Raw genomic sequence first — 20839 nt, 5'->3', positions numbered from 1 at the left:
GGGGCGCTCGCGAGGGTTCGATCCCGCGACCCGGCGCCCGTCGGTGACCGAACGCGGGTCCTTTTGTACTCGCCCGACGACGGACGGGTATGCGAATCGAAGCGACCGCGTCGACGGGGTGGTCGGCGTGACCGACCTCGTGACGTTCGGCGAGACGATGCTCCGGCTGTCCCCGCCGCGCGGCGAGCGGCTGGAGACCGCGGACGGGCTCGACGTTCAGGCGGGCGGGGCCGAGAGCAACGTGGCGGTCGGCGCGTCGCGGCTCGGCGCCGACGCCGTCTGGCTCTCGAAGCTGCCGGACTCGCCGCCCGGACGCCGGGTGACGAACGAACTGCGGAGCCACGGCGTCCGCACCGAGGTGGCGTGGACGGACGCGGCCGAGAGCCGGGTCGGGACCTACTACCTCGAACGCGGCGGCGCGCCGCGCGGGTCGAACGTCGTGTACGACCGGGCCGGCGCCGCCATCACGACGGTGACGCCCGGAGACCTGTCGACCGACTCGTTCGCGGACGCGACCCGCTTTCACACGACCGGGATCACGCCGGCGCTGTCGGACCGCGCCGCGGAGACGACGACGGCGCTGTTGCGGGCCGCGGGCGAGGCGGGGCTCACTCGCTCGTTCGACCTGAACTACCGGGCGAAGCTGTGGGACCCGGCGACGGCGCGAACGGCCTACGAGGACCTGTTCGAACACGTGGACACGCTGTTCGTCCCGCGGCGGGACGCGCGCGACGTGTTGGAACGCGAGGGCGACGCGGTCTCGATCGCTCACGGGCTGGCGTCGGAGTTCGACTTGGAGACGGTCGTCGTCACCCGCGGCGCGGAGGGCGCGGTGGCGCTGTGCGGCGGTTCGGTGTACGAACAGGCCGTCTTCGACGCGGAGACGATCGACGCCATCGGCACCGGCGACGCGTTCGTCGCGGGCTACCTCGCGAAGCGGATCGACGGCGGCGACCTCGGCGCCGCGCTGGAGTGGGCCGCGGCGACCGCGGCGCTGAAACGAACCGTCACCGGCGACGTGGCGGTCGTCACGCCCGAGGAGGTCGCGGACGTGGTCGACGGCGCGGGCGGCATCGATCGGTAGCGGTCGCGAGGCGGTAGGCAAGAGAGCGGTTTCGGGGGTCGCGTCACCGCTCGTCCGCGGAGCTAAACCCTTATGAGCGCGCGGGTGGCAGGTACGCTCGTATGAGCGACCTCCCGGACGACTTCGACTGTACACTCACCAACTGGGAGTACATCTACGGTCTCTGCCGCAACGTCTCCGACGCGGTGAAGCGGGCCGACTTCGAGCCGGACATGGTCGTCGCCTTAGCGCGCGGCGGCTGGTTCGCGGGCCGTTGCGTCTGTGACTTCCTCGGGCTCAACGACCTCACCAGCCTCAAGATGGAACACTACGTGGGCACCGCCGAGAAGAGCGGCGAGCCCCAGATCCGCTACCCGATGCCCGAGGGCAGCGTCGAGGGGAAAAACGTCCTCATCATCGACGACATCGCCGACACCGGGGGGTCGATCCGCCGCGCCGAAGAGTACGTCGACGACCGGGACGCCGCCGAGATCCGCACCGCGACGCTCCAGCTGCTCGGCACCTCCGAGTTCCAGCCGGACTTCGTGGGCGAGCGACTCGAACAGTGGACGTGGGTCGTCTACCCGTGGAACTTCCTCGAAGACATGATCGACCTCACCGAGGGCGCGATGGAGCGCGCCGACGAGTCGGCGTTCTCGCGGGAGGACCTGCGCCACTACCTAGAGGAGTACCACGGTATCGGCCGGATCGAGATGGAGGTCGCCCAGCCCGACCGCCTCGACGAGGTGATAGCCGAGATGGTCCGGCGAGACGTCGCCGAGCCCGTCGGCGAGGAGGCCTGGGCGCTCACCGAGTAGCGGGCCGGAGCGATGGAGGAGGAACCGCGCAACGACGACGACCCGGACGCGGCCCTCGACGCCGTCCTCGCCGCGTACGACCTGAAAGACGAGCGGCGCACCGGCTGGCAGCTCCGCGGGGTCGACGAGCCCGAGTCGGTCGCCGCCCACTCGTGGGGGGTCGCCTACCTCGTCACGGCGCTCGGCGACCGACTGGCCGCCGACCTCCCGGGCGTCGACCTCGACCGCGCCCTGCGGCTCGCCGTCGTCCACGACGTGGCGGAGGCCGAGACCGGCGACGTCGCGACGCGCGCCGATTCGACCGCGGGCGCGGTGGACCCCGAGGCCAAGGAGGCCACGGAGCGCGAGGCCATGCGCGACCTCGCCGGACCGCTGCCCGAGCGCGTCCGGGACGCCTGGGAGGCGTACGAGGCCCGCGACTCGCCGGAAGCGGTCCTCGTCAAGGAGTGTGACCTCCTCGACACCTGTCTCCAGGCGGTCGCCTACGAGCGCGACGACCGATACGACCCGGAGCGCGGCGAGCCCGACGCGTTCCGCGAGTACGACGACTTAGACGAGTTCTTCGCGACGAGCGAGCCGCGGCTCCGGACCGACGCCGGGCGGGCCCTGTTCGCGGCGATCCGCGAGCGGTACCGGGCCGCGCGCGACCGGTAGAGTTCGACGACTGTGGTGCGTGCTAATCGACGTTCGTAGGGTTTCTACCCGGAGATCACGCGCACGGATGACAAGAGGGTTAATGCGGGAAGCCGTCTCGCCGGGTGACACACCAGTACGCATGTCTGACACGGATCTCGTAATCATCGGCGGAGGGATAAGCGGGGCGTCGCTCCTGTACACGGTCGCGAAGTTCACCGACGTCGACGACGTCACCCTGATCGAGAAGGAACGGGAGATCGCCGCGATCAACTCCCATCGGACGAACAACTCCCAGACGCTCCACTTCGGCGACATCGAGACGAACTACACCCTCGAAAAGGCCGAGGAGGTCAAGGAGGGCGCCGAGCTGCTCGCCGGCTACCTCGAGGGCGCGGACCCCGACCGGGAGATGCACAGCAAGCGGAGCAAGATGGTCCTCGGCGTCGGCGACGAGGAGGTCGCGGCGTTGGAGGAGCGCTACCGCGACGAGGGGTTCGGCGACCTGTTCCCGAAGCTCCGCGAGATCGGCCGGGAGGAGATCGCGGAGTTGGAGCCGAAGGTCGTCGAGGGCCGCGACGCCGGCACCGAGCTGAAGGCGCTCCAGACGCCCGACGGCTACGTGGTCGACTACGGCGCGGTCGCGGAGTCGTTCGTCGAGGCCGCCCGCGAGGAGGCGGGCGTCTCCGTCCACCTCGGGACGACGGTGACCGAGGTCGACGACCGGGGCGACGGGTTCGCCGTCGAGACCGACGACGGCGCGTTCGACGCCGAGGCGGTCGTCGTCGCGGCCGGCTCGCACAGCCTCCAGTTCGCCAAGGAGATGGGGTACGGCGAGGGGATGTCGCTGTTACCGGTCGCGGGCAGCTTCTTCCTCGCCGACGACCTGCTGAACGGGAAGGTGTACACGCTCCAGATGAAGAAGCTCCCGTTCGCGGCGGTCCACGGCGACGCGGACGTTCACGACGACGGGGTCACCCGGTTCGGTCCGACCGCGAAGCTCGTGCCCGCGCTCGAACGCGGCCACCTCTCGACGGTGAGCGACTTCGTCGACGTGTTCGGCTTCAACCCCGACTCCGTGCTGAGCTACGTCAACATCCTCTCGGACAAGATTCTCTTCCCGTACGTCGTGCGCAACCTCGTGTACGACCTCCCGGCGGTGGGGAAGCGCGCCTTCCTCCCGAACGTCCGGAAGGTCGTGCCGAGCGTCGACCTCGACGACATCGACCGCGCCAAGGGGTACGGCGGCGTGCGGCCGCAGATCGTCGACACCGAGAACAGGGAGCTCGACATGGGCGAAGCGAAGATCACCGGCGACGGAATCCTGTTCAACATCACGCCCTCGCCGGGGGCGTCGACCGCGCTGAAGAACGCGATGACGGACGTGGAGACGGTGCTGGAGTTCGTCGGCGAGGATCACGAGTTCGACGAGGCGGCCTTCCGCGAGGCGACCATCGAGAACTTCCCGCGTCTCGACGAGGAGGGAGCGAACGGCGGTGACGACGAGACCGGCTCGGCCGAGACCGACGAGACGGACGGAGAGGTCGCCGCCGCCGACGACTGATCGGACCGAAAGCGAGCGACACGGGTAAGTAGCGTCCGGACGGAACCGCGCCAATGGCATCGAACGGCGACGGAGCGTCCGACGCCGACGAGACGGCGACCGACTCGCGTCCCGAGTCGGCGGGCGACACCGGGATCGTCGACCGCTGGACCGCGCTCGACCGCGGCTGGCAGGCGCTCGCCTTAGGGCTCGGGATCGTCGCCGCACACCTCGCGGGACAGGCGCTGTGACGGGGATCGCCGAGGCGGTCCGGGCGTACCTTCCCGGCCTCGCGCTGCTGGCCGCCGGCGCGGTCGCCGCGACCCTCGTCGCGGACGCGGTTCCCGGCCTCCAGCCGCTCGTCGTCGCGGTCGCGATCGGCGTCGGCGTCGGGAACACCGTCGGGACGCCAGCGGCCGCGGAGCCGGGCGTCGGCGTCGACAAGCTGTTCTTGGAGACCGGGATCGTGCTGCTCGGCGCGGCGGTCGCGGTCGAGGAGTTCCTCGCCGCGGGACCGACCGTCCTCGCGCTCGTGGTGGCGGTCGTCGGCGGCGGGCTCCTGCTCGGCGAGGCCGTCGCGCGCGGCCTGTTCCGGATCGGCTCGCCGACCTCGTCGCTCTTGGCCGCCGGCGCGAGCGTCTGCGGCGTCTCCGCGGTCGTCGCGATCGGGCGGGTACTGGACGCGCGCGGCGCCGCGATCACCTTCGCGGCCGCGACCGTGCTGCTCTTCGACGCCGTGACACTGGTCGCGTTCCCGCTGGCGGGCGAGTGGCTCGGTCTGTCGAGCCGGCAGTTCGGCGTCTGGGCGGGCGTGAGCATGTTCTCGACCGGCCCGGTCGCGGCCGCGGGGTTCGCCTACTCGCCGGAGGCGGGCCAGTGGGCCACCGTGACGAAGCTCGCGCGCAACGCGCTGCTCGGCGGCGTCGCGGTCGCGTACTCGGTGGCGTACACGGCGCGCTCGGCGGCGGACCCGGGCGTTCGGCGGCTGTGGGCGGAGTTCCCGAAGTTCCTGCTCGGCTTCCTCGCCGTGGCGGCGGTGGCGAACAGCGGGCTGCTCTCGCCGGCGGCGCTTTCGTCGATCGGTCGCGTGTCGGACGCGCTGTTCGCGTTGGCGTTCGTCGGCCTCGGGCTCTCGATCCGGGTCGACGACATGCGCGCGGTGGGCGCCGCGCCGGTCGGCGCGGTGTTGGTCCACCTCCTCGTGGTGAGCGCGGTCGCGCTCGCGGCGGTGCGGTGGCTGCTGTGAGACGCGCCAGACCGGCCGCGCCGACCGCGTTCAGTTCTTATAAGTAGCGAGCGGGCGCAGTCGGCGTATGGGAACTATCGGATTCATCGGCGGCAGCGGCATCTACGAGGCGCTCCCCCTGAACGACGTGCGGGAGGTCGAGTTCGACACCCCGTACGGGGCGCCGAGCGACGCGGTGACGATCGGCGAGTTCGGCGACACGGGGCGAGAGGTGGCGTTCCTCCCGCGGCACGGCTCGGACCACGGCGTCTCGCCGACGGACCTGCCGTACCGCGCCAACATGTACGCCTTGAAGAAGGCGGGCGTCACTCACATCTTCGCGTCGAACGCGGTCGGGAGCCTCAGAGAGGAGCTCGAACCCGGCACGCTCGTCGTCCCCGACCAGATCTACGACCGGACGAAGGGCCGCGACCTCTCCTTCTACGGCGACGGGGTCGTCGTCCACCAGCCGTTCGCGGACCCGTACAGCCCGGAGCTGGTCGACCACCTCACCGAGGCCGCGGAGTCGGCCGTGGGCGGCGAGGGCGACGACGGCACGAAGGTCGTGAAGGGCGGCACCTACGTCTGTATCGAGGGCCCGCAGTACTCGACGCGCGCCGAGTCGGAGTTCTACAAGAGCCAGGGCTGGGACCTCGTCGGCATGACCGCGATCCCGGAGGCGAAACTGGCCCGCGAAGCCGAGATCGCGTACGCGACGATCGCCGGCGTCACCGACTACGACGTCTGGAAGGAGGACAGCGAGGTGACGCTCGAAGAGGTGCTCGAAAACGCGGAGCAGAATCAAAAGGCGATCAAAGCCGCCGTCGAGGCGGCCGTGCGGACGCTCCCGGAGGACCTCGAGTGCGACGCGCACACGTCGCTGGAGGGCACCGTCAACACGCCGACCGAGGCGATTCCGGCGGAGACGAAGGAACGCGTCGAGCCGCTGCTGGGCGATTATTTATAGCTAGATTCGCGGTGGCGCGTGCCGGTGAGCGGCCGGTAGGCCGCGAACCGCACGCGCGAGGGACGCCGCGAACGCCCGCAGGGCGTGAGCGGCGAGGGTGGGGAGGTGTGAGGCCGCGGTGCGGTCGCTGTCGGGCGGGACTCAAAGGGGCAGTCGCGAGGGCGAAGGCGGTCGCAGCAAGCACCGCAGCGAACGGAGTGAGCGAGGAGCACAGCAAGGCCCCCGAGTCCTCGCGACTGGGGCTTTGGAAGAGGTCACCGTGGATCTGTGATCTACCACGTGTGGCCGAGTGGCCGGGGCTTTAGGGATGTTCACGACAGCAGTCGCAGTTTATAACCGACAGACTACACTCTCGGAAACGTACTAGTCCGCGATCGCTTCCGACTCCGCGGTCATCGCCGACGGGTCTTTCACCCAGAGATCGCCGAACAGATCGTCCTGCTGGAGCCGGACCGAGCCGCGGTGGGCCATGAAAAGCAGCGCGAGGTACGTCATGAACGGGCGGCCGCCCGCCGTCTCGATCTCCGCGAACAGCACCTCCGTGCGCCCGCGCTCGAAGTGGCTCCGGAGGGCGTTGTCGATCTCCACTATCACCTCCTCGATGTCCTCGTCGTGGGTGCGGTCGGTCGCCTCGCCCGCGGTCGGCTCGCCGTCCTGCCGGAACTCGTCGCCGGCGTGGTAATCGAGCGTCTGCGTGCCGCGGGCGTGCCCGCTCGGCGACTCCGAGGTGTCGTACTCGCGGGAGTCTTTCCACCACGAGCCGCGCTCGGCCTCGCGGAGCTCGCGGACCAGCTCGTCGAGCGTCTCCGGCGACCCGCGGGTGTTCTTGCGGTCGAGCCGGCGGTCCATCTCCGCCTCGAGTTCGTCGACGGGGTCGAAGTCGCCGTCGGCGGGGTCGGGCGCGCCGCCCTCCATCGCGACCTCCCACGGCTCCGGCTCCGGCTCGTCGTCCTCGTCGTCGTCCGCCAGCATCCCGTCGCTTTTCATCCGGAGTAAGACGCTGGCGTAAAACAGCGCCCGCCCGGTCGTCCGGAGGTCCGTCTCGTCGAGCTTCGCTAAGAACGCGTCCGTCACCTGGACGATGTCGATGTCCCACGGCTCGATCTCGCCCTCCTCGGCGAGTTGGACGAGGAGTTCGACCGGCTCGACCTCGTCGTCGTCGGTCGCGTCGGGCGGCGACACGTCGGCCACGGCCGAGACGGATCCGTCGGACGAGTCGGAACCGTCGTCAGACGAGTCGGAGCGGCCGTCTGCCGGAGACTCGTCGGCGAACGGGTCCGCCCCGTCGCGCTCGCTCGTCAGGTCGAGGTCGGGGACGGCGCCGCCGGATCCCGACCCCGAGGCGTCGTCCTCAGTCATCGGCGCTCACCCCATCTTCGTCCGCGTCGTCACCGAATTGCATCCCGGTGACGGCAGAGAGGTTGTCGCCCTGCATCGTGACGCCAATCGCGCGGTCGGACCGCTCCAACAGCGCAGAGCGGTGGCCGACGACGACGAACTGCGCGTCCTCGGCCAGCTCCTCGATCATCTCGCCGACGCGCTCGGCGTTGACCGCGTCGAGGAACGCGTCGATCTCGTCGAGCGCGTAGAACGGCGCGGGGTTGTGGCGCTGGATCGCGAATATAAACGAGAGGGCGGTGAGCGACTTCTCCCCGCCGCTCATCGCGTCGAGCCGCTGGACCGGCTTGTCGGCTGGCTGGGCCTTCATCGTCAGCCCCTCCTCGAAGGGGTCTTCGGGGTTCTCCAAGACGAGGTCACCGGAGCCCGCGGAGAGGCGGGCGAAGATGTCTCGGAAGTGGTCGTTGATCGACTCGAACGTCTCCATGAACGTCGCCTTCTTCTCGGCCTCGTACCCCTCGATGCGCTCCTGGATGGCGTCGCGCTCCTCGACGAGCACGTCCCGGCGCTCTTGGAGTTCGTCGAGCGCCTCCTCGACTTCCTCGTACTCGTCGATCGCGAGCATGTTCACGGGCTCTAACGCCTCCATCTCTGCTTCGAGCTCTTCGATCCGCGACTCCACCTCGTCGAGGTCGGGGATCTCGTCGGCGTCGTAGTCGCCGACCTGCGACTCTAACTCGTCGATCTCCCAGTCGAGCCGGTCGCGCCGGTCGGTGAGATCGGAGAGGTCCGACTCCGCCTCCGAGACGAGCGACCGCTGTTCGTCGCGTTTCCGGGTCGCCTCCCGGATCTCCTCGCGGAGCTCCTCGCGTTCGGCTTTGAGCTCGGTGAGCTCCTCCTCGAGGTCGGCGATCGCCTCCTTCTTCTCGTCGAGTTCGACCTGCTTCTCGTCGATCTCGGCCTCGTGGTCGGCGATCGCCTCCTCCGCCTCCGCCTTCGCGTTCTGGGCCTCCTCGACGTCGTCGTGGAGCTCTTCGAGCGCGTCCTCCGCGTACCCCTTCTCTAGCTCCAGTTCGTTGATCCGGCCGTCGAGCGAGCTCATCCGGCCTTCGAGGTCGTCGATCTCGGCGCGGATCTCGTCGGCCTGCTCCGAGAGCTCCGGGATCTTCGAGTCGGCGAGTTCGGCTTCGATCTCACCGATCTCCGCGTCGAGCTCGTCGATATCCGCGTCGATCTCCGCCAGCTCCTCGTCGAGCGCGGTCATCTCCGCGTCGACGGACTCGCGTTCCGCCTCCAGCTCTTCGAGTTCCGTCTCCAGCTCCTCGATGCGGGCTTCGGCCTCGGCCAGTTCGTCTTCGGCGCGCTCGACGTCAGTCTCCAGCGACCGGACGCGCTCGGCCGCGTCCGCCTTGCGGTCGCGCGCGTCCTCGATGTCGTCGTCGAGCGCGTCGATCTCGGCTTGGACCGACTGGCGCTCGTCTTCGAGCTCGGAGATCTCCGTCGCGAGGCGTTCGAGCTTCCCGCCGCCGGACTTCGTGAACGAGTAGCGGGAGCCGCCGCCGGAGCCGCCGGTCATCGCGCCGGACTTCTCGACGAGGTCGCCGTCGAGGGTGACCATCCGGTAGTCGCCCATCAGGTCCCGGGCGGTCGCCATGTCTTCGACGACCAGCGTCGACCCGAGGACGTACGAGAAGATCGACTCGTACTCGGCGTCGTAGTCGACGAGGTCGCGCGCGAAGCCGACGACGCCCGGCACCGACGGCTTCCGCGGCAGGCTCCGGTCGTCCATCTTCGTGATCGGGAGGAACGTCGCGCGCCCCGCGTTCCGCTGTTTCAGGTAGTCGATACAGGTCGAGCCGACGCCGTCGTCGTCGACGACGACGTTCGCCAGCCGCCCGCCCGCGGCGGTCTCGCAGGCCTCGGCGTACTGGGCCTCGACCGAAGCCAGCTCGCCGACGGCGCCGTGGACGCCGTCGATGCCGCCGTTCTTCACCTCGGTGACCGCCCGGGGCCACGAGGCGTCGCCCCGCTGGTCGGCCGCCGCCTCCAGCTTGGCGTACTCGTTCTGCTTCTCGCGGAGGGTCGATTCGATCTCCGCCAACCGCTCGTCCTTCTCGGCCTTCTCGGCGAACAGGTCGGCGACCGCGTCCTCGATCGTCGCCTCGTTCTTCTCGGCTTTGTCGAGTTCGCTCTTCAGCTCGGAGATCCGCGCTTTGTGTTCCGGGAGCGACCCGCGGGCCTCTTCCAGCTCCTCGCGGGCCTCGCTCACCGCGTTCGAGCGGCGGCGGGCCTCGTCGAGCAGGCGGTCCTTCTCGCGTTGGGTCTCGTTTTTCTCCTCGCGGAGCGACTCGATCGCTTCCTTCTTCTCCGCGAGATCAGCTTTCAGCTCGTCGAACTCGGTGTCCGCGCCCTCGATTTCCGCCTCCACGTCGGCGAGTTCGGACCGCTTCGTCGCCAGCTCCGATTTCACCGACGCCTTCTCGACTTTCGTCTCGCGGATCTCGGCGTCGAGGTCGTCGATCGTCTCCTCCTTTCGGTCGATCTGGACGAACGCCTGCCGCCGGTCGTTCTCGGCCGATTCGGCGCGCGACTCGGCCGTCTCGATCTTGTCTTCGAGCCGCGAGACCTCCCCTTTGATCTCTTCGATCTCCGAGCGGATCGCGATCTGTTCGTCCTCGCCTTTCGTCTCGATCTCGTGGTTGAGGTCCGCCAGATCCTCCTCCAGCCGGGTGAGCTTCCCCTGTCTGGCGTCGAGTTCGGTGCGGAGGTCATCGAGGTTCGCCTCCGCGTCGTCGATGTCTCCCTCGACGGTCGCGAGCGCCTCGCGTTTCTCCTCCAGCTCCGAGGCCTTGCGGAACCCGCGGTACTCCTCTAATTCGTCGCGGAGCTCCTGGTACTCGAGGGCGGTCTCGCGCTCGTCCGCGAGCTGGTCGAGCCGGTCCTGCTTCTCGCCGATCCGGAGGTCCGCCTCGCCGATCCGGTCTTCGACCGTGTCGAGCTCCTCGTAGGCGGCCTCCTTCTTCTCGTCGAACTCGGCGACGCCCGCGATCTCGTCGATGATCCCCCGCCGCTGGTACGGGGTCATGTTGATGATCTCGGTGACGTCACCTTGCATCACCACGTTGTACCCCTCCGGCGTCACGCCGGCGGCCGCGAGCAGGTCCCGAACGTCCGAGAGGTTCACGGACCGGCCGTTGAGGTAGTAGTACGAGTAGTAGTTGTCCTCGGTCTCTTTCACCCGACGTTTGATCGTGATCTCGGAGACGTCGCCGACGTTCTCGGTGCCCGCGGCGGAGACGACCTGCGACCGGTCGAGGGTGCCGTCCTCGTTGGAGAGGACCACGGTGACCGAGGCCTCCGTCGGCCCGTCGCCCGCCTCGTCGCCGTCGTGGCCGGGGTTGTAGATGAGGTCGGTGAGCTTCTGGGCGCGGATGCCCCGGGTGCGGGCGAGACCGAGCGCGAACAGCACGCCGTCGATGATGTTCGACTTCCCTGAGCCGTTCGGCCCCGTGACGACGGTGAAGTCCTCGTAAAAGGGTATCCTCGTCGTCCGCCCGAAGCTCTTGAACCCGTCCAGAACGACTTCAGTGATGTGCATGTGGTCGAGGCGACCGCTTACGCGACGATGATGTCGTCGCCCTCGCTCGACTCGCTCTCGTCCTCGTCGGCCTCGTCGGTCGACGCCTCCGCGTCCGGCGTCGTCGCCGACTGCTCGGGCACGATGACGTCGTCTCCGTCGGCCTCGGCCGTTGCCTCGTCACCGTCGGACGACCCCTCGACGGACTCGAACACGTCGACGTGATCGTCCGAGTGGGTCGTCCGCTCGCCGTCGGACGCCGTCGCGGACTGCGCGTCGGACTCGTCGGAGGCGGCGTTCGGCGTCGCCTCCGGCGAGTCGGTCGCTTCCGCCGAGCCGGCCGTCGAACCCGTCTCGACGCCCACCGAGCGTTCGTCTTCGAGCTGTCTGACGCGCTCTTTCATCTCGACGAGCTCTTCGGTGAGCCCGTTGACCGCCGCCTGTAGCTCCGCGACCTGCCGTTCGAGGTCCTCGACGCGGTTACTCATTATACACACGTGTGCTCGCGCGACGCGTATAAATCTGCGTCAGACACACGTGTGATCAAGCACCACGATCGGGGGCCGGCGGCCGAACGTTTCGGCGTCGTGAAACGTGTCAGACGACGGGGGAAGATACTTGTACCGACCGGCGGTACCCCCTTGGTATGAGTAAGATCACCTTCCGGGCGGACGACGACCTCGTCGACCGGCTGGAAGCGTGTGACGCCTCGAAGAGCGAGGTGATGCGAGAGGCGCTCCGGACGTACCTCGGCGGGGACGCCGCCGACGCGTCGGACGCGTCGGACGGGACGGACGGCAGCGTCGACGACGCTCTCGCGGACCGCGTCGACGAACTGATCGCCGACCGGCTCGACGCCGCGCTCGACGAGCGGCTCGGTCCCGCAACCGGGGCGGCGACGCCGTCGCATACGTCCGGATCCGCCGGCGACATCAACGTAAACGTCACACTCGACGCCCCGAGCGCCGAGTCGGACTATCCGGACGACGACGTGCGTGTGACGCGTGAGACGGCGAGCGACGCGGAGCCGACGCCGCGTAAGACGGAGGGCGCGCGGACCGGGGAAAGCGCCTGTAGCGGATGCGGCGATGTGGTGCCCGCAGACCACGTTTACTGCCCGAATTGCGGCGAAAAGCAGTCCCACAGGGCGTTCTGCGAGTGCGGCGACGAGCTCCGGACCGACTGGGCGTTCTGCCCCGGCTGTGGTCGCCGGACCCCGGCTGCGGACGTGTTGAACGATCGATAACCGCTTCAGAGGGCTCAAAACGCCACAGAACGCGCGTTTTCACCGATTGTCTTACAACCACCGGTAGTTTTATATTGGTAGGCTCGATGACTTCAGTTGCGTAAGACGGTCGTCTTACAGCGGGCGTCCGGTGCGGGGGAAACCCCGCATTCGGGCGGCTCACCGCTGTAAGACACACGCGTCGCGTGTTCGCCGTCTTACCGGGGGAATACCAATGGAGCGTGTGACACTACGAATTCCGAAACAGCAGATCGACGAGGTCGAACAGATGGTGGAGACGGGCGAGTTCCCGAACCGGAGCGAGGCGATCCGGTCGGCCGTCCGCGACATGCTGAACGAACAGGACGGCGAGCGCGACGAGCGCGGCCGCAACCGCAACTGGGCCAAGGTGTAGATCGATGCAAGATCTCGTTCAAGACGCCCTCGACAACGCGGAAGCGGAGAAGCGCGACATGGACGTCGACATGGACGACGACGAGTTCGGGGACCCTCGGATCGTCATCGTCGGTGCCGGCGGCGCCGGTAACAACACGATCAACCGGCTGTACAACATCGGCGTCGACGGCGCCGACACCGTCGCCATCAACACGGACAAACAGCACCTCAAGATGATCGAGGCCGACACCAAGATCCTCGTGGGCAAGTCGCTCACGCAGGGGCTCGGTGCCGGCGGCGACCCCAAGATGGGCGAGCGCGCCACGGAGATGGCGCAGGGGACGATCAAAGAGGTACTGGGCGATGCCGACCTCGTCTTCGTCACCGCCGGGATGGGCGGCGGCACGGGCACCGGCGCGGCGCCGGTCGTCTCGAAGATCGCCAAAGAGCAGGGTGCGATCGTCGTCGGGATGGTCTCGACGCCGTTCAACGTCGAGCGCGCCCGCACGGTGAAAGCCGAGGAGGGGTTAGAGGACCTCCGCAACGAGGCCGACTCGATCATCGTCCTCGACAACAACCGGCTCCTCGATTACGTCCCGAACCTGCCGATCGGCAAGGCGTTCTCCGTGATGGACCAGATCATCGCGGAGACGGTGAAGGGAATCTCGGAGACGATCACCCAACCGAGCCTGATCAACCTCGACTACGCCGACATGTCGACGATCATGAACCAGGGCGGCGTGGCGGTCATGCTCGTCGGCGAGACCCAAGACAAGAACAAGACCCAAGAGGTGGTCAACGACGCGATGAACCACCCGCTGCTCGACGTCGACTACCGCGGTGCCTCCGGCGGGCTCGTCCACATCACGGGCGGCCCGGACCTCACGCTGAAAGAGGCCGAGGGGATCGCGAACAACATCACCGAGCGACTGGACGCGAGCGCGAACGTGATCTGGGGCGCCCGCATTCAGGAGGAGTACAAGGGCAAGGTGCGCGTCATGGCGATCATGACGGGCGTCCAGAGCGCGCAGGTGCTCGGCCCCTCGACACAGAAGCAGGCGGACAAGTCACGCGCCGCGGTCAACGGTGACGACCTCGGCGACTCGCGCCAGCGGGCGGCCGAAGCGAACGACGCCGCGGGCGGCGCGGGCGACAGAGGCGAACCGGCGGTCTCCGGCGGTTCGGAACGCAGCGCGTGGGAGTCCGACGGCGGCAACGAGCCGGTCGAGAAGAACAACGGGCTCGACGTCATCCGCTGACGACCCCCGGACGACCGACGGCCGACGGATTTTTTCGGCGGACGCGGGTAACGAGCTAGACCGCTTCGATCGACTCCAGCAGGCGACACTTCCGACAGACGTCCCGGCTCGTCTGCGAGCCGCAGCGCTCGCACTCGCCGAGGCCGGGCGTCTCGTCGTCGGGGTCCGCACCGGCGCCGCGGTACGCGTCGGCCGCGAGCGCTGACAGCTCCTCGTAACCGGCCATGATCGAGTGACGCGCCCCGGGGTGGTTCTCTTCGAGGGCGTGGATCGTCGACTGGATCTCGCCGCGGTACGCCTCCTCAGCGTGGGGACACTCGGCCATGTGCGTCGGGAGGTCGCGGACGTGACAGTAGAGCGCGATCTCCTTTTCGGGCACGTCGCGGAGGGGTTTCGCGCGCGGGACGAACGCGTCGGTCTCTTCGCGCTCGTCGAAGGGACCGAGCGAGGCGTCGAAGTGTTTCGCGACCTGCCGCACGTCGCCCTCGAGGAAGTTCATCAGCGCCGTCTGCGCCTCGTCGTCGAGGTTGTGGCCGGTGAGTAGCTTGTCCGCGTCGAACTCGGCGGCGTAGTTCTCCAAGAGGTCTCGGCGGAACACGCCGCAGTACGCGCAGGCGGCCATGTTTTCCGGATCGTCCTCGACGACGTCGTCCATGCGCACGTCGAACTCCTCCTCGTAGGAGACCAGTTCGTGGCGCATCGAGAGGTCGTCGGCGAGTTCCACGCAGGCGTCGACGCTCGCGTCGCGGTACCCCTCGATCCCCTCGTGGATCGTCAGGGCGAGCATCTCGACGCGGGGGTCCTTCCCGAACACGTCGTCGAGGATCTGCGTCAGGGCGACGCTGTCTTTCCCGCCGGAGAGCCCGATCACCCAGCGGTCGGGGTCGTCGGGGGTCGCGTCCGGATCGAGGAGCCCGTCCTCGCGAACCCGGCGTTTCACGCGCTTCTCGACGGACTGGCGGAGGTGTTCGCCACAGAGGTGCGCCCCGGAGTAGGCGGCGTGGTGGATCGCGTCGGCCCCGCACTTGTCGCACTCCATCGATGTCGGGTTGCGGTCGCGCGCGGATACCCGTTTCGGGCCGTCGACGCGGGCGCGAGAGCGGTAGTGGAGTGGTCCGGATCCGAGATTGGAATGAACGTCACCGAATTCCCAGCCACTCGGTCAGACCTAACCGCTGCGATCAGAGAGTCGAACACCTCCGAAGCCCCGGCCGCGAGGACTCGCGCACTTCGCTGCGGTCCTCACTCGCTCGCTCCGCTCACTCGTTGCGGTCCTTGCGTCAGTGTGCTTCGCCCTCGCGGCCGCCCCTTCGAGTCCCGCCCCGCGCACAGCACCGCGACCGCACCTCACGCCTCCCCAGCCTCGTCGGTGGTCCTCCGCTACGCTCCGGACCACCGACTCCCTCGCGCGTGCGACTCGGCCGCGGTGCGGCCTCGCAGGCACGCGCCGTTGTGATCGGATGAAGCGATGTAAGACATCGACAACCCCAAACGCGTTGTCGCCGGTTCCGACACCGGTTTGTCGCCGGCCCGTCGCGGATCGGCGTGAGCGATTCCCCGACCGGGCTCGACCGCGACCCGGATCCCCGGCCCCTGCGAGAAGACCCCACGGCGGAGAGCCGACGGAGCCGGCTCTGGCGGTACGGGTTCAACCTCCTCCCCGCGTACCGCGGCACCGGGGCGCGCGTCGACCACATCGCGGGCGACTGGCGATACATTCGAATTCGACTGCCGCTGAGTTGGCGCACCCGCAACGCGGTCGGCACCATCTTCGGCGGCAGCATCTACGCCGCGATCGACCCGGTGTACATGATGATGCTGCGGCGGGTCCTCGGCGACGCGTTCACGGTGTGGGACAAGTCGGCCGCACTGGAGTTCATCGAACCCGGGCGCGACACGCTGTACGCCGAGTTCGAGGTGCCGACCGCCGAGACCGAGGCGATCCGCGAGACGCTCGAGCCGGGCGAATCGACCGATCGCGAGTACCTCGTCTCGCTCGTCGACGAGGACGGCGCGGTCCACGCGGCCTGCGAGAAGACGGTGTACGTGCGTCGCGACGAGTGATGCGCCCCGGCGTCGACGAATCTACGCCGTCGCGCCCGCGACGAGCGTCTCCTGGACCGTCTCGACGAAGCGCTCCGGGTGTTCGACGTGCGGGAGCAGCCGGGCGCGGTCGAAGACGACGAGCCGCGCGTCGGTCGCGTCGGCGAGTTCGCGGCCGTCGGTGAGCGGGCTCACGGTCGCCTCGCGGCCCCAGACGATCGTCGGCGGCACGCCGAGCTCCCGGAACGCGGCCGCGAGGTCGACGTCGCTGTTGAGCGTCCCGGAGACGAACGAGGCGGGGGCGAACCGGGCGTTCTCGACGTGGGTCGTGCGCCACTCGTAGTCGGTCCACTCGGCGCTCGGGTTCGACGGGTCGTCGTAGCCGTGGTCCGCGTTGAAATAGCGGATCGACGGCTTCGACGTGATCCCGTTGAACAGCGCCTGTCCGACGAGCGGGGCACGGAGGAGTTCGCGGAGCCAGTCTTTGGGCGGGCTCGGTCCCGCGACCGCCGTCGGACAGACGGCGACGAAGCCGCTCAGGGTGACTCCCCCCTCCGTGCCGTCGGGCTCGTCGGCCGCCGCGGCCGCGTACGCCGCCGACAGCGAGGAGGCGACGACGGCGGGCTCGTCGAACTCCGCGAGGAAGTCGTGGACGAAGTCCTCGTACAGCGCCGCGGAGTACCGCAGCGGGGGCCGGTCGGAGCGGCCGTACCCCGGGAAGTCGGGCGCGACGACGTGGTAGTCGTCAGCGAGGTCGTCGAACACCGCGCGCCACTCGCCGGATGAGGCGGCGGCGTTGATCCCGTGGAGCAAGACGAGGTCCGGGTCGTCCGGGTCGCCGGCCTCGGTGTACGCGACGTCCATCCCGCGCCAGCGGAACACGCCGTCGTCGCCGTCGAGCGGGGACTCCAGTTCGCCCTCGTACCGGAGGCCGGTGTTGACCGCCGCGAGCGCGCCGAGCCCGAGGAGGGCGCTGCCGAAGAGGTTCCTGAGCTTCATGGAAACGTGTTGGTTCGCTGGCGACTTATACTCGTGGGACGCGGGTGCGCGAAGGGCTCCGGAAACCGCGGACCCGCGGCGGGAGTGGGCGCGTCAGTCGTCGCGGTCTCCGGCCTCGTCGACGCAGTCGGCGATCGGCCCCACGATCGCCTCGGCGACCGCGTACGGGTCGGTCTCCCGGTCGCGAACGCGCTCCGCGAGCCGGTCTATCCCGCCGCGGCGCTCGATCTCGGCCGTCGCGAGCGCGCCCACGTCCGCCCGGACCAGCGTGCGGATCTCCTCGGCGTACCGACGGCGTTCGGTCGCCGCGATCTCGCCGGAGTCACGCAGATACGCCGCGTGGGCGTCGAACGTCTCGATCAGCGCTTCGACGCCCTCCCCGGTGTTCGCGATGGTCTCTAACACCTCGGGCGTCCACGACTCGGAGCTCTCGGCGCTTTCCGCATCGTCCGTCTCGTCCGGGTCGGCAGAGGCCATCGCGGCCGCGCCGTGGTGGCCGGTGTCGCGCGGCGTCGTCCCGCCGTCGCGGCGGTGGACCATCTCCTCTAATTCGGCGACGGTGCGCTGGGCCCCGTCCATGTCCGCCTTGTTGACGACGAAGACGTCGCCGATCTCCAAGATTCCGGCCTTCAGCGTCTGTACGTCGTCGCCCGATCCCGGCTGGACGAGGACCGCCACCGTGTCCGCGGTGCGGACCACGTCGACCTCGTTCTGTCCGGCGCCGACCGTCTCCAAGACGACCGCGTCCTTCCCGAAGGCGTCGAGCGCCTTCACGGCGTCCGCGGTCGCGGTCGAGAGCCCGCCGAGCTGGCCGCGCGCGCTCATCGACCGGAAGAACACGTCCATGTCGCCGACGTTCGACCCCATCCGGATCCGGTCGCCGAGGACGGCCCCGCCGGTGTACGGCGAGGAGGGGTCGACCGCGATCACGCCGACGGTGTCGCCGCGGTCGCGGTAGGCCGCCGCCAGCTTGTCGACCAGCGTCGACTTCCCGGCGCCCGGCGACCCCGTGATCCCGATAACGTCCGCGCCGCCGGTGTGCTCGTGGAGCGCGGAGACGATCGCGCGATACCCCGGCGTTCGGTTCTCGATCTTCGTGATGACGCGGGCGAGCGCGCGGTGGCTCCCGTCGAGTAGCTCGTCGACGAGCGCCTCGTCGGCGTCCGAGAGCGTCGGCGCGTCCGCGAAGGCGGGTGCGTCCGACCCGGCCATCTACGCGCGCTCCGGAACGTTGTTCCGGATGAACTCGATCGTCTCCTCCATCGGCGTCCCGGGACCGAACACCTCGGCGACGCCGAGCTCTTTCAGCTCCGTCTCGTCTTCGTCCGGGATGATCCCGCCGACGAGGATGAGGGTGTCCTCGAACGCGTCGTACTCTTTGAGCCCCTCGATGACCTTGGGGACGAGCGTGTTGTGCGCGCCCGAGAGGATCGAGATGCCAAGCACGTCGACGTCCTCTTGCACCGCCGCCTGGACGATGTCGTCCGGAGCCCTGTGGAGGCCGGAGTAGACGACCTCGAAGCCGGCGTCGCGGAACGCCCGCGCGATGACGTGTGCCCCCCGGTCGTGACCGTCGAGTCCGACCTTCGCGACCAGACACCGGACGGCCCGTTCCTGCTGTTCGGCGCTCATGTCCCGTTCTGGGTCACCCGTCCGCTTGATTCTAACGGACGATCGGGGAGGTTCACGTTGCGTTCGGCTTCCGCGACCGACGCGTTGAACGCGCGGGCCCCACTGAGAGGCGGTATGTCGGACGTCTCACCAACCGATTCCCTCCCTGCCGCGACGCGCATCGGCCGCGCCGCGCTCCGGGTCGCCGACCTCGACGAGACGACCGCGTTCTACCGGGACGTGGTCGGCCTCGCGGTCCTCGACCGCGACGAGGGCCGCGCGACGCTGGGCGTCGACGAGACGCCCCTGCTCGTGTTGGACCGCGACCCCGACCGCCCGGCGCGGCGCCGCACCGACGCCGGCCTCTTCCACGTCGCGTTCCGAGTCCCGTCCCGGGCCGCGCTCGGCGAGGCGCTGGGACGCGTCCGGGAGCGGTGGCGGCTCGACGGCGCGTCCGATCACCTCGTCAGCGAGGCGCTGTACCTCGACGATCCGGCGGGCAACGGGGTGGAGATCTACCGCGATCGCCCCCGCGAGGAGTGGCCCGTCGACGAGGACGGGACGACGCGGATGGCGACCGACCCGCTCGACGTCGAGGGCGTCGCCGCGGCGGCGGACGGAGACGGGACGGGCACCGCCCCCCTCGTCGACCTCGCTCCGGCCGGCACCGACGTGGGCCACGTCCACCTCGAAGTGACCTCGCTTGCGGCGTTCGAGGCGGTGTACGTCGACGGCCTCGGCTTCAAGGTCGGGACGGCCGGCCCGGACGTCAGGTTCGTCGCGGCCGGCGGCTACCACCACCACCTCGGCGCGAACACCTGGCGGGGTCGGACGACGCCGGCCGCGGGGCGGGGACTCGCGTGGTTCGAGGTCGTGGTCCCCGACGCGGCCGCGCTGGAGGCGGTCCAGACGCGACTCGACGCGGTCGCGGCCGACGGCGCCGTCGAGTTCGCGGTCGAAGAGCGCGAGGACGGCCTCGCCGTCACCGACGCCGACGGGATCGAGGTCCGGGTTCGGACGGAGTAGCCGAGCGCCCCGGACACGGTCCTGGCCCCGACCGTCTCACGGCCCGCTTACCCGACGATCGTCCGGAGCGTCGACTCGGTCAGGAACGTGGTGACCCCGAGCGCCTCGGTCGTCATCCAGCCGAGGAAGGCGACGTACATCGCGAGGAAGACGTACCCCTCCTCGGTGGTGATCTCGAAGTCCGTCGCGGCCATCACCACCACGACGAGCGTGGTGTAAAACAGGAACAACAGGAGCGGCACGGAGGTGAGGAAGCCGATCGAGACGCCGCCGGCGAGGATGACGCCGATCGGCAGCGCCGCGACGAGGTTGAACGTGTTCGTTCCGAAGACGTTCGCGATCGCCGCCCGCTTGTCGCCGGCCTTGCCCATCTTCACGCCGACGAGCAGGTCGGGGAAGGAGCTCAGTGCCGACAGCACCGTCACGGAGATGAGGAACGACGGCGCGTCGAGCGCGTCTGCGATCTGCACCGTCATGGTGACCATCGACTCGACGCCGACGAGCACGACGACCAGCCCGACCGCGAACAGTCCGGCCTGTTTGGGGACGTTCGTCGACTCGGCCCGCTTCAGGTCCGACGCGCCGCTTTTCCCGCCGGCGAGGAGGATGACGTACACGCCGTACAACACCACCAGACCGACGCCCATCTGCGGGGTGATCCGCGCGAGCTCCCGCCCGTCGGTCCCGAGGACGCCTAAGGCGATCACGCCGAAGAGGGCGAGAACGGCGACCATGTAGAATATGGCGTCGCGGTAGACGATCCCCTGCGTCGTCGTCGTGTCGCCGCTCGTGATGGAGACGGCGGCCGGGATGACTAAGATGTTGAACACCGCCGTCCCGATGAGCGCCCCCGCGCCGACGCCGAAGTCGCCGAGCACGAGCACCGAGATGAGGATGATCGCGAGTTCGGGGAACGACGTCGCGGCCGCGACGATGAGTCCGCCCTGGACCGCCTGCGAGACCCCGAAGTGATCGCTGATCTTCGAGGTCGTCGACTCGATGACGTTCGCGCCCTTCCAGGTGAGCAGGAACCCGATCAGCCCCAACACGATCCAGACGACGAGCGACTGGGCTCCGATGAGCTCCTGCAGTACAGTCACGTCTAGCCACTGGGTC

General features: G+C 69.1%; 20 protein-coding genes. 12 read left to right on the top strand and 8 right to left on the bottom strand.

Translation table 11 applies throughout. The features are described from left to right. Window positions 1–118 precede the first annotated feature (118 nt). The 7 genes from kdgK1 (at window position 119) to mtnP (ending at window position 6249) form a co-directional block, all read left to right on the top strand. Window positions 119–1084, top strand: a complete 966-nt coding sequence (kdgK1, locus tag ABDZ89_RS04675; RefSeq protein WP_343777063.1) for a bifunctional 2-dehydro-3-deoxygluconokinase/2-dehydro-3-deoxygalactonokinase — start codon at window positions 119–121, stop codon at window positions 1082–1084. 101 nt (window positions 1085–1185) lie between these two features. Next, complete coding sequence (locus ABDZ89_RS04670; protein WP_343777062.1) at window positions 1186–1881, top strand: phosphoribosyltransferase; 696 nt, start codon at window positions 1186–1188, stop codon at window positions 1879–1881. Between the two features lie 12 nt (window positions 1882–1893). Continuing rightward, entirely contained in the window at window positions 1894–2535 is a 642-nt protein-coding gene (locus ABDZ89_RS04665; RefSeq protein WP_343777061.1) for an HD domain-containing protein, read from the top strand. Window positions 2536–2656: 121 nt separating this feature from the next. Then, window positions 2657–4078 carry an FAD-dependent oxidoreductase gene (locus tag ABDZ89_RS04660; RefSeq protein ID WP_343777059.1) on the top strand — a complete coding sequence of 474 codons (1422 nt, stop codon included), beginning with the start codon at window positions 2657–2659 and terminating at the stop codon, window positions 4076–4078. Window positions 4079–4131: 53 nt separating this feature from the next. Next, window positions 4132–4308, top strand: a complete 177-nt coding sequence (locus ABDZ89_RS04655; RefSeq protein ID WP_343777058.1) for a hypothetical protein — start codon at window positions 4132–4134, stop codon at window positions 4306–4308. Next, entirely contained in the window at window positions 4305–5303 is a 999-nt protein-coding gene (locus ABDZ89_RS04650; protein ID WP_343777057.1) for a YeiH family protein, read from the top strand. Before ABDZ89_RS04655 ends, ABDZ89_RS04650 begins: the two co-directional genes overlap by 4 nt. A 67-nt stretch (window positions 5304–5370) precedes the next feature. Then, window positions 5371–6249, top strand: a complete 879-nt coding sequence (gene mtnP / locus ABDZ89_RS04645; protein ID WP_343777056.1) for an S-methyl-5'-thioadenosine phosphorylase — start codon at window positions 5371–5373, stop codon at window positions 6247–6249. A gap of 363 nt (window positions 6250–6612) precedes the next feature. Here the strand turns inward: mtnP and ABDZ89_RS04640 are convergent, their stop codons facing one another. The 3 genes from ABDZ89_RS04640 to ABDZ89_RS04630 are packed head-to-tail and all read right to left on the bottom strand — an operon-like array spanning window position 6613 to window position 11652. Continuing rightward, window positions 6613–7608, bottom strand: coding sequence for a segregation/condensation protein A (locus ABDZ89_RS04640; RefSeq protein WP_343777054.1), 996 nt, complete (start codon window positions 7606–7608; stop codon window positions 6613–6615). Beyond that, window positions 7601–11185 carry a chromosome segregation protein SMC gene (gene smc, locus ABDZ89_RS04635; protein ID WP_343777053.1) on the bottom strand — a complete coding sequence of 1195 codons (3585 nt, stop codon included), beginning with the start codon at window positions 11183–11185 and terminating at the stop codon, window positions 7601–7603. Before smc ends, ABDZ89_RS04640 begins: the two co-directional genes overlap by 8 nt. Window positions 11186–11202: 17 nt before the next feature. Further along, window positions 11203–11652, bottom strand: coding sequence for a DUF7518 family protein (locus ABDZ89_RS04630; protein ID WP_343777052.1), 450 nt, complete (start codon window positions 11650–11652; stop codon window positions 11203–11205). Between the two features lie 158 nt (window positions 11653–11810). Between ABDZ89_RS04630 and ABDZ89_RS04625 the strand changes: the two genes are divergently transcribed. The 3 genes from ABDZ89_RS04625 to ftsZ all read left to right on the top strand — a co-directional run bounded on the left by ABDZ89_RS04625 (window position 11811) and on the right by ftsZ (window position 14044). Further along, complete coding sequence (locus tag ABDZ89_RS04625) at window positions 11811–12410, top strand: double zinc ribbon domain-containing protein (RefSeq protein WP_343777051.1); 600 nt, start codon at window positions 11811–11813, stop codon at window positions 12408–12410. Between the two features lie 214 nt (window positions 12411–12624). After that, a complete protein-coding gene (locus ABDZ89_RS04620; protein ID WP_004595187.1) occupies window positions 12625–12804 on the top strand; it encodes a ribbon-helix-helix domain-containing protein in 180 nt (59 codons plus the stop codon). A gap of 4 nt (window positions 12805–12808) precedes the next feature. Beyond that, the gene (ftsZ, locus tag ABDZ89_RS04615) at window positions 12809–14044 is read left to right on the top strand and encodes a cell division protein FtsZ (RefSeq protein WP_343777050.1); all 1236 of its coding nucleotides are present in this window, start codon (window positions 12809–12811) and stop codon (window positions 14042–14044) included. A 55-nt stretch (window positions 14045–14099) separates the two neighbouring features. Here ftsZ and ncsA read toward each other — a convergent pair whose 3' ends face one another. After that, window positions 14100–15083 (bottom strand): tRNA 2-thiolation protein NcsA, encoded by a 984-nt coding sequence (gene ncsA / locus ABDZ89_RS04610; protein WP_343777048.1) that lies wholly within the window; start codon window positions 15081–15083, stop codon window positions 14100–14102. A gap of 506 nt (window positions 15084–15589) precedes the next feature. Between ncsA and ABDZ89_RS04605 the strand changes: the two genes are divergently transcribed. Further along, a complete protein-coding gene (locus ABDZ89_RS04605; protein ID WP_343777047.1) occupies window positions 15590–16108 on the top strand; it encodes a DUF4442 domain-containing protein in 519 nt (172 codons plus the stop codon). A gap of 21 nt (window positions 16109–16129) precedes the next feature. Here ABDZ89_RS04605 and ABDZ89_RS04600 read toward each other — a convergent pair whose 3' ends face one another. From ABDZ89_RS04600 to ABDZ89_RS04590, 3 genes are all read right to left on the bottom strand, one after another. Further along, complete coding sequence (locus ABDZ89_RS04600; RefSeq protein WP_343777045.1) at window positions 16130–17086, bottom strand: alpha/beta fold hydrolase; 957 nt, start codon at window positions 17084–17086, stop codon at window positions 16130–16132. Window positions 17087–17179: 93 nt separating this feature from the next. After that, window positions 17180–18298: a methylmalonyl Co-A mutase-associated GTPase MeaB gene (gene meaB, locus ABDZ89_RS04595; protein ID WP_343777044.1), complete on the bottom strand. Its 1119-nt coding sequence runs from the start codon at window positions 18296–18298 to the stop codon at window positions 17180–17182. After that, window positions 18299–18718, bottom strand: a complete 420-nt coding sequence (locus ABDZ89_RS04590) for a cobalamin B12-binding domain-containing protein (protein ID WP_343777042.1) — start codon at window positions 18716–18718, stop codon at window positions 18299–18301. Window positions 18719–18832: 114 nt separating this feature from the next. Between ABDZ89_RS04590 and ABDZ89_RS04585 the strand changes: the two genes are divergently transcribed. Beyond that, window positions 18833–19723, top strand: a complete 891-nt coding sequence (locus tag ABDZ89_RS04585; RefSeq protein ID WP_343777041.1) for a VOC family protein — start codon at window positions 18833–18835, stop codon at window positions 19721–19723. Window positions 19724–19770: 47 nt separating this feature from the next. Here the strand turns inward: ABDZ89_RS04585 and ABDZ89_RS04580 are convergent, their stop codons facing one another. Continuing rightward, window positions 19771–20823, bottom strand: coding sequence for a sodium:calcium antiporter (locus ABDZ89_RS04580; RefSeq protein WP_343777040.1), 1053 nt, complete (start codon window positions 20821–20823; stop codon window positions 19771–19773). Window positions 20824–20839: the final 16 nt, after the last annotated feature.

This window comes from Halorubrum ejinorense (assembly GCF_039522565.1).
Classification (GTDB): Archaea; Halobacteriota; Halobacteria; order Halobacteriales; family Haloferacaceae; genus Halorubrum; species Halorubrum ejinorense.
This window is presented reverse-complemented; position numbering and strand designations above follow the sequence as displayed.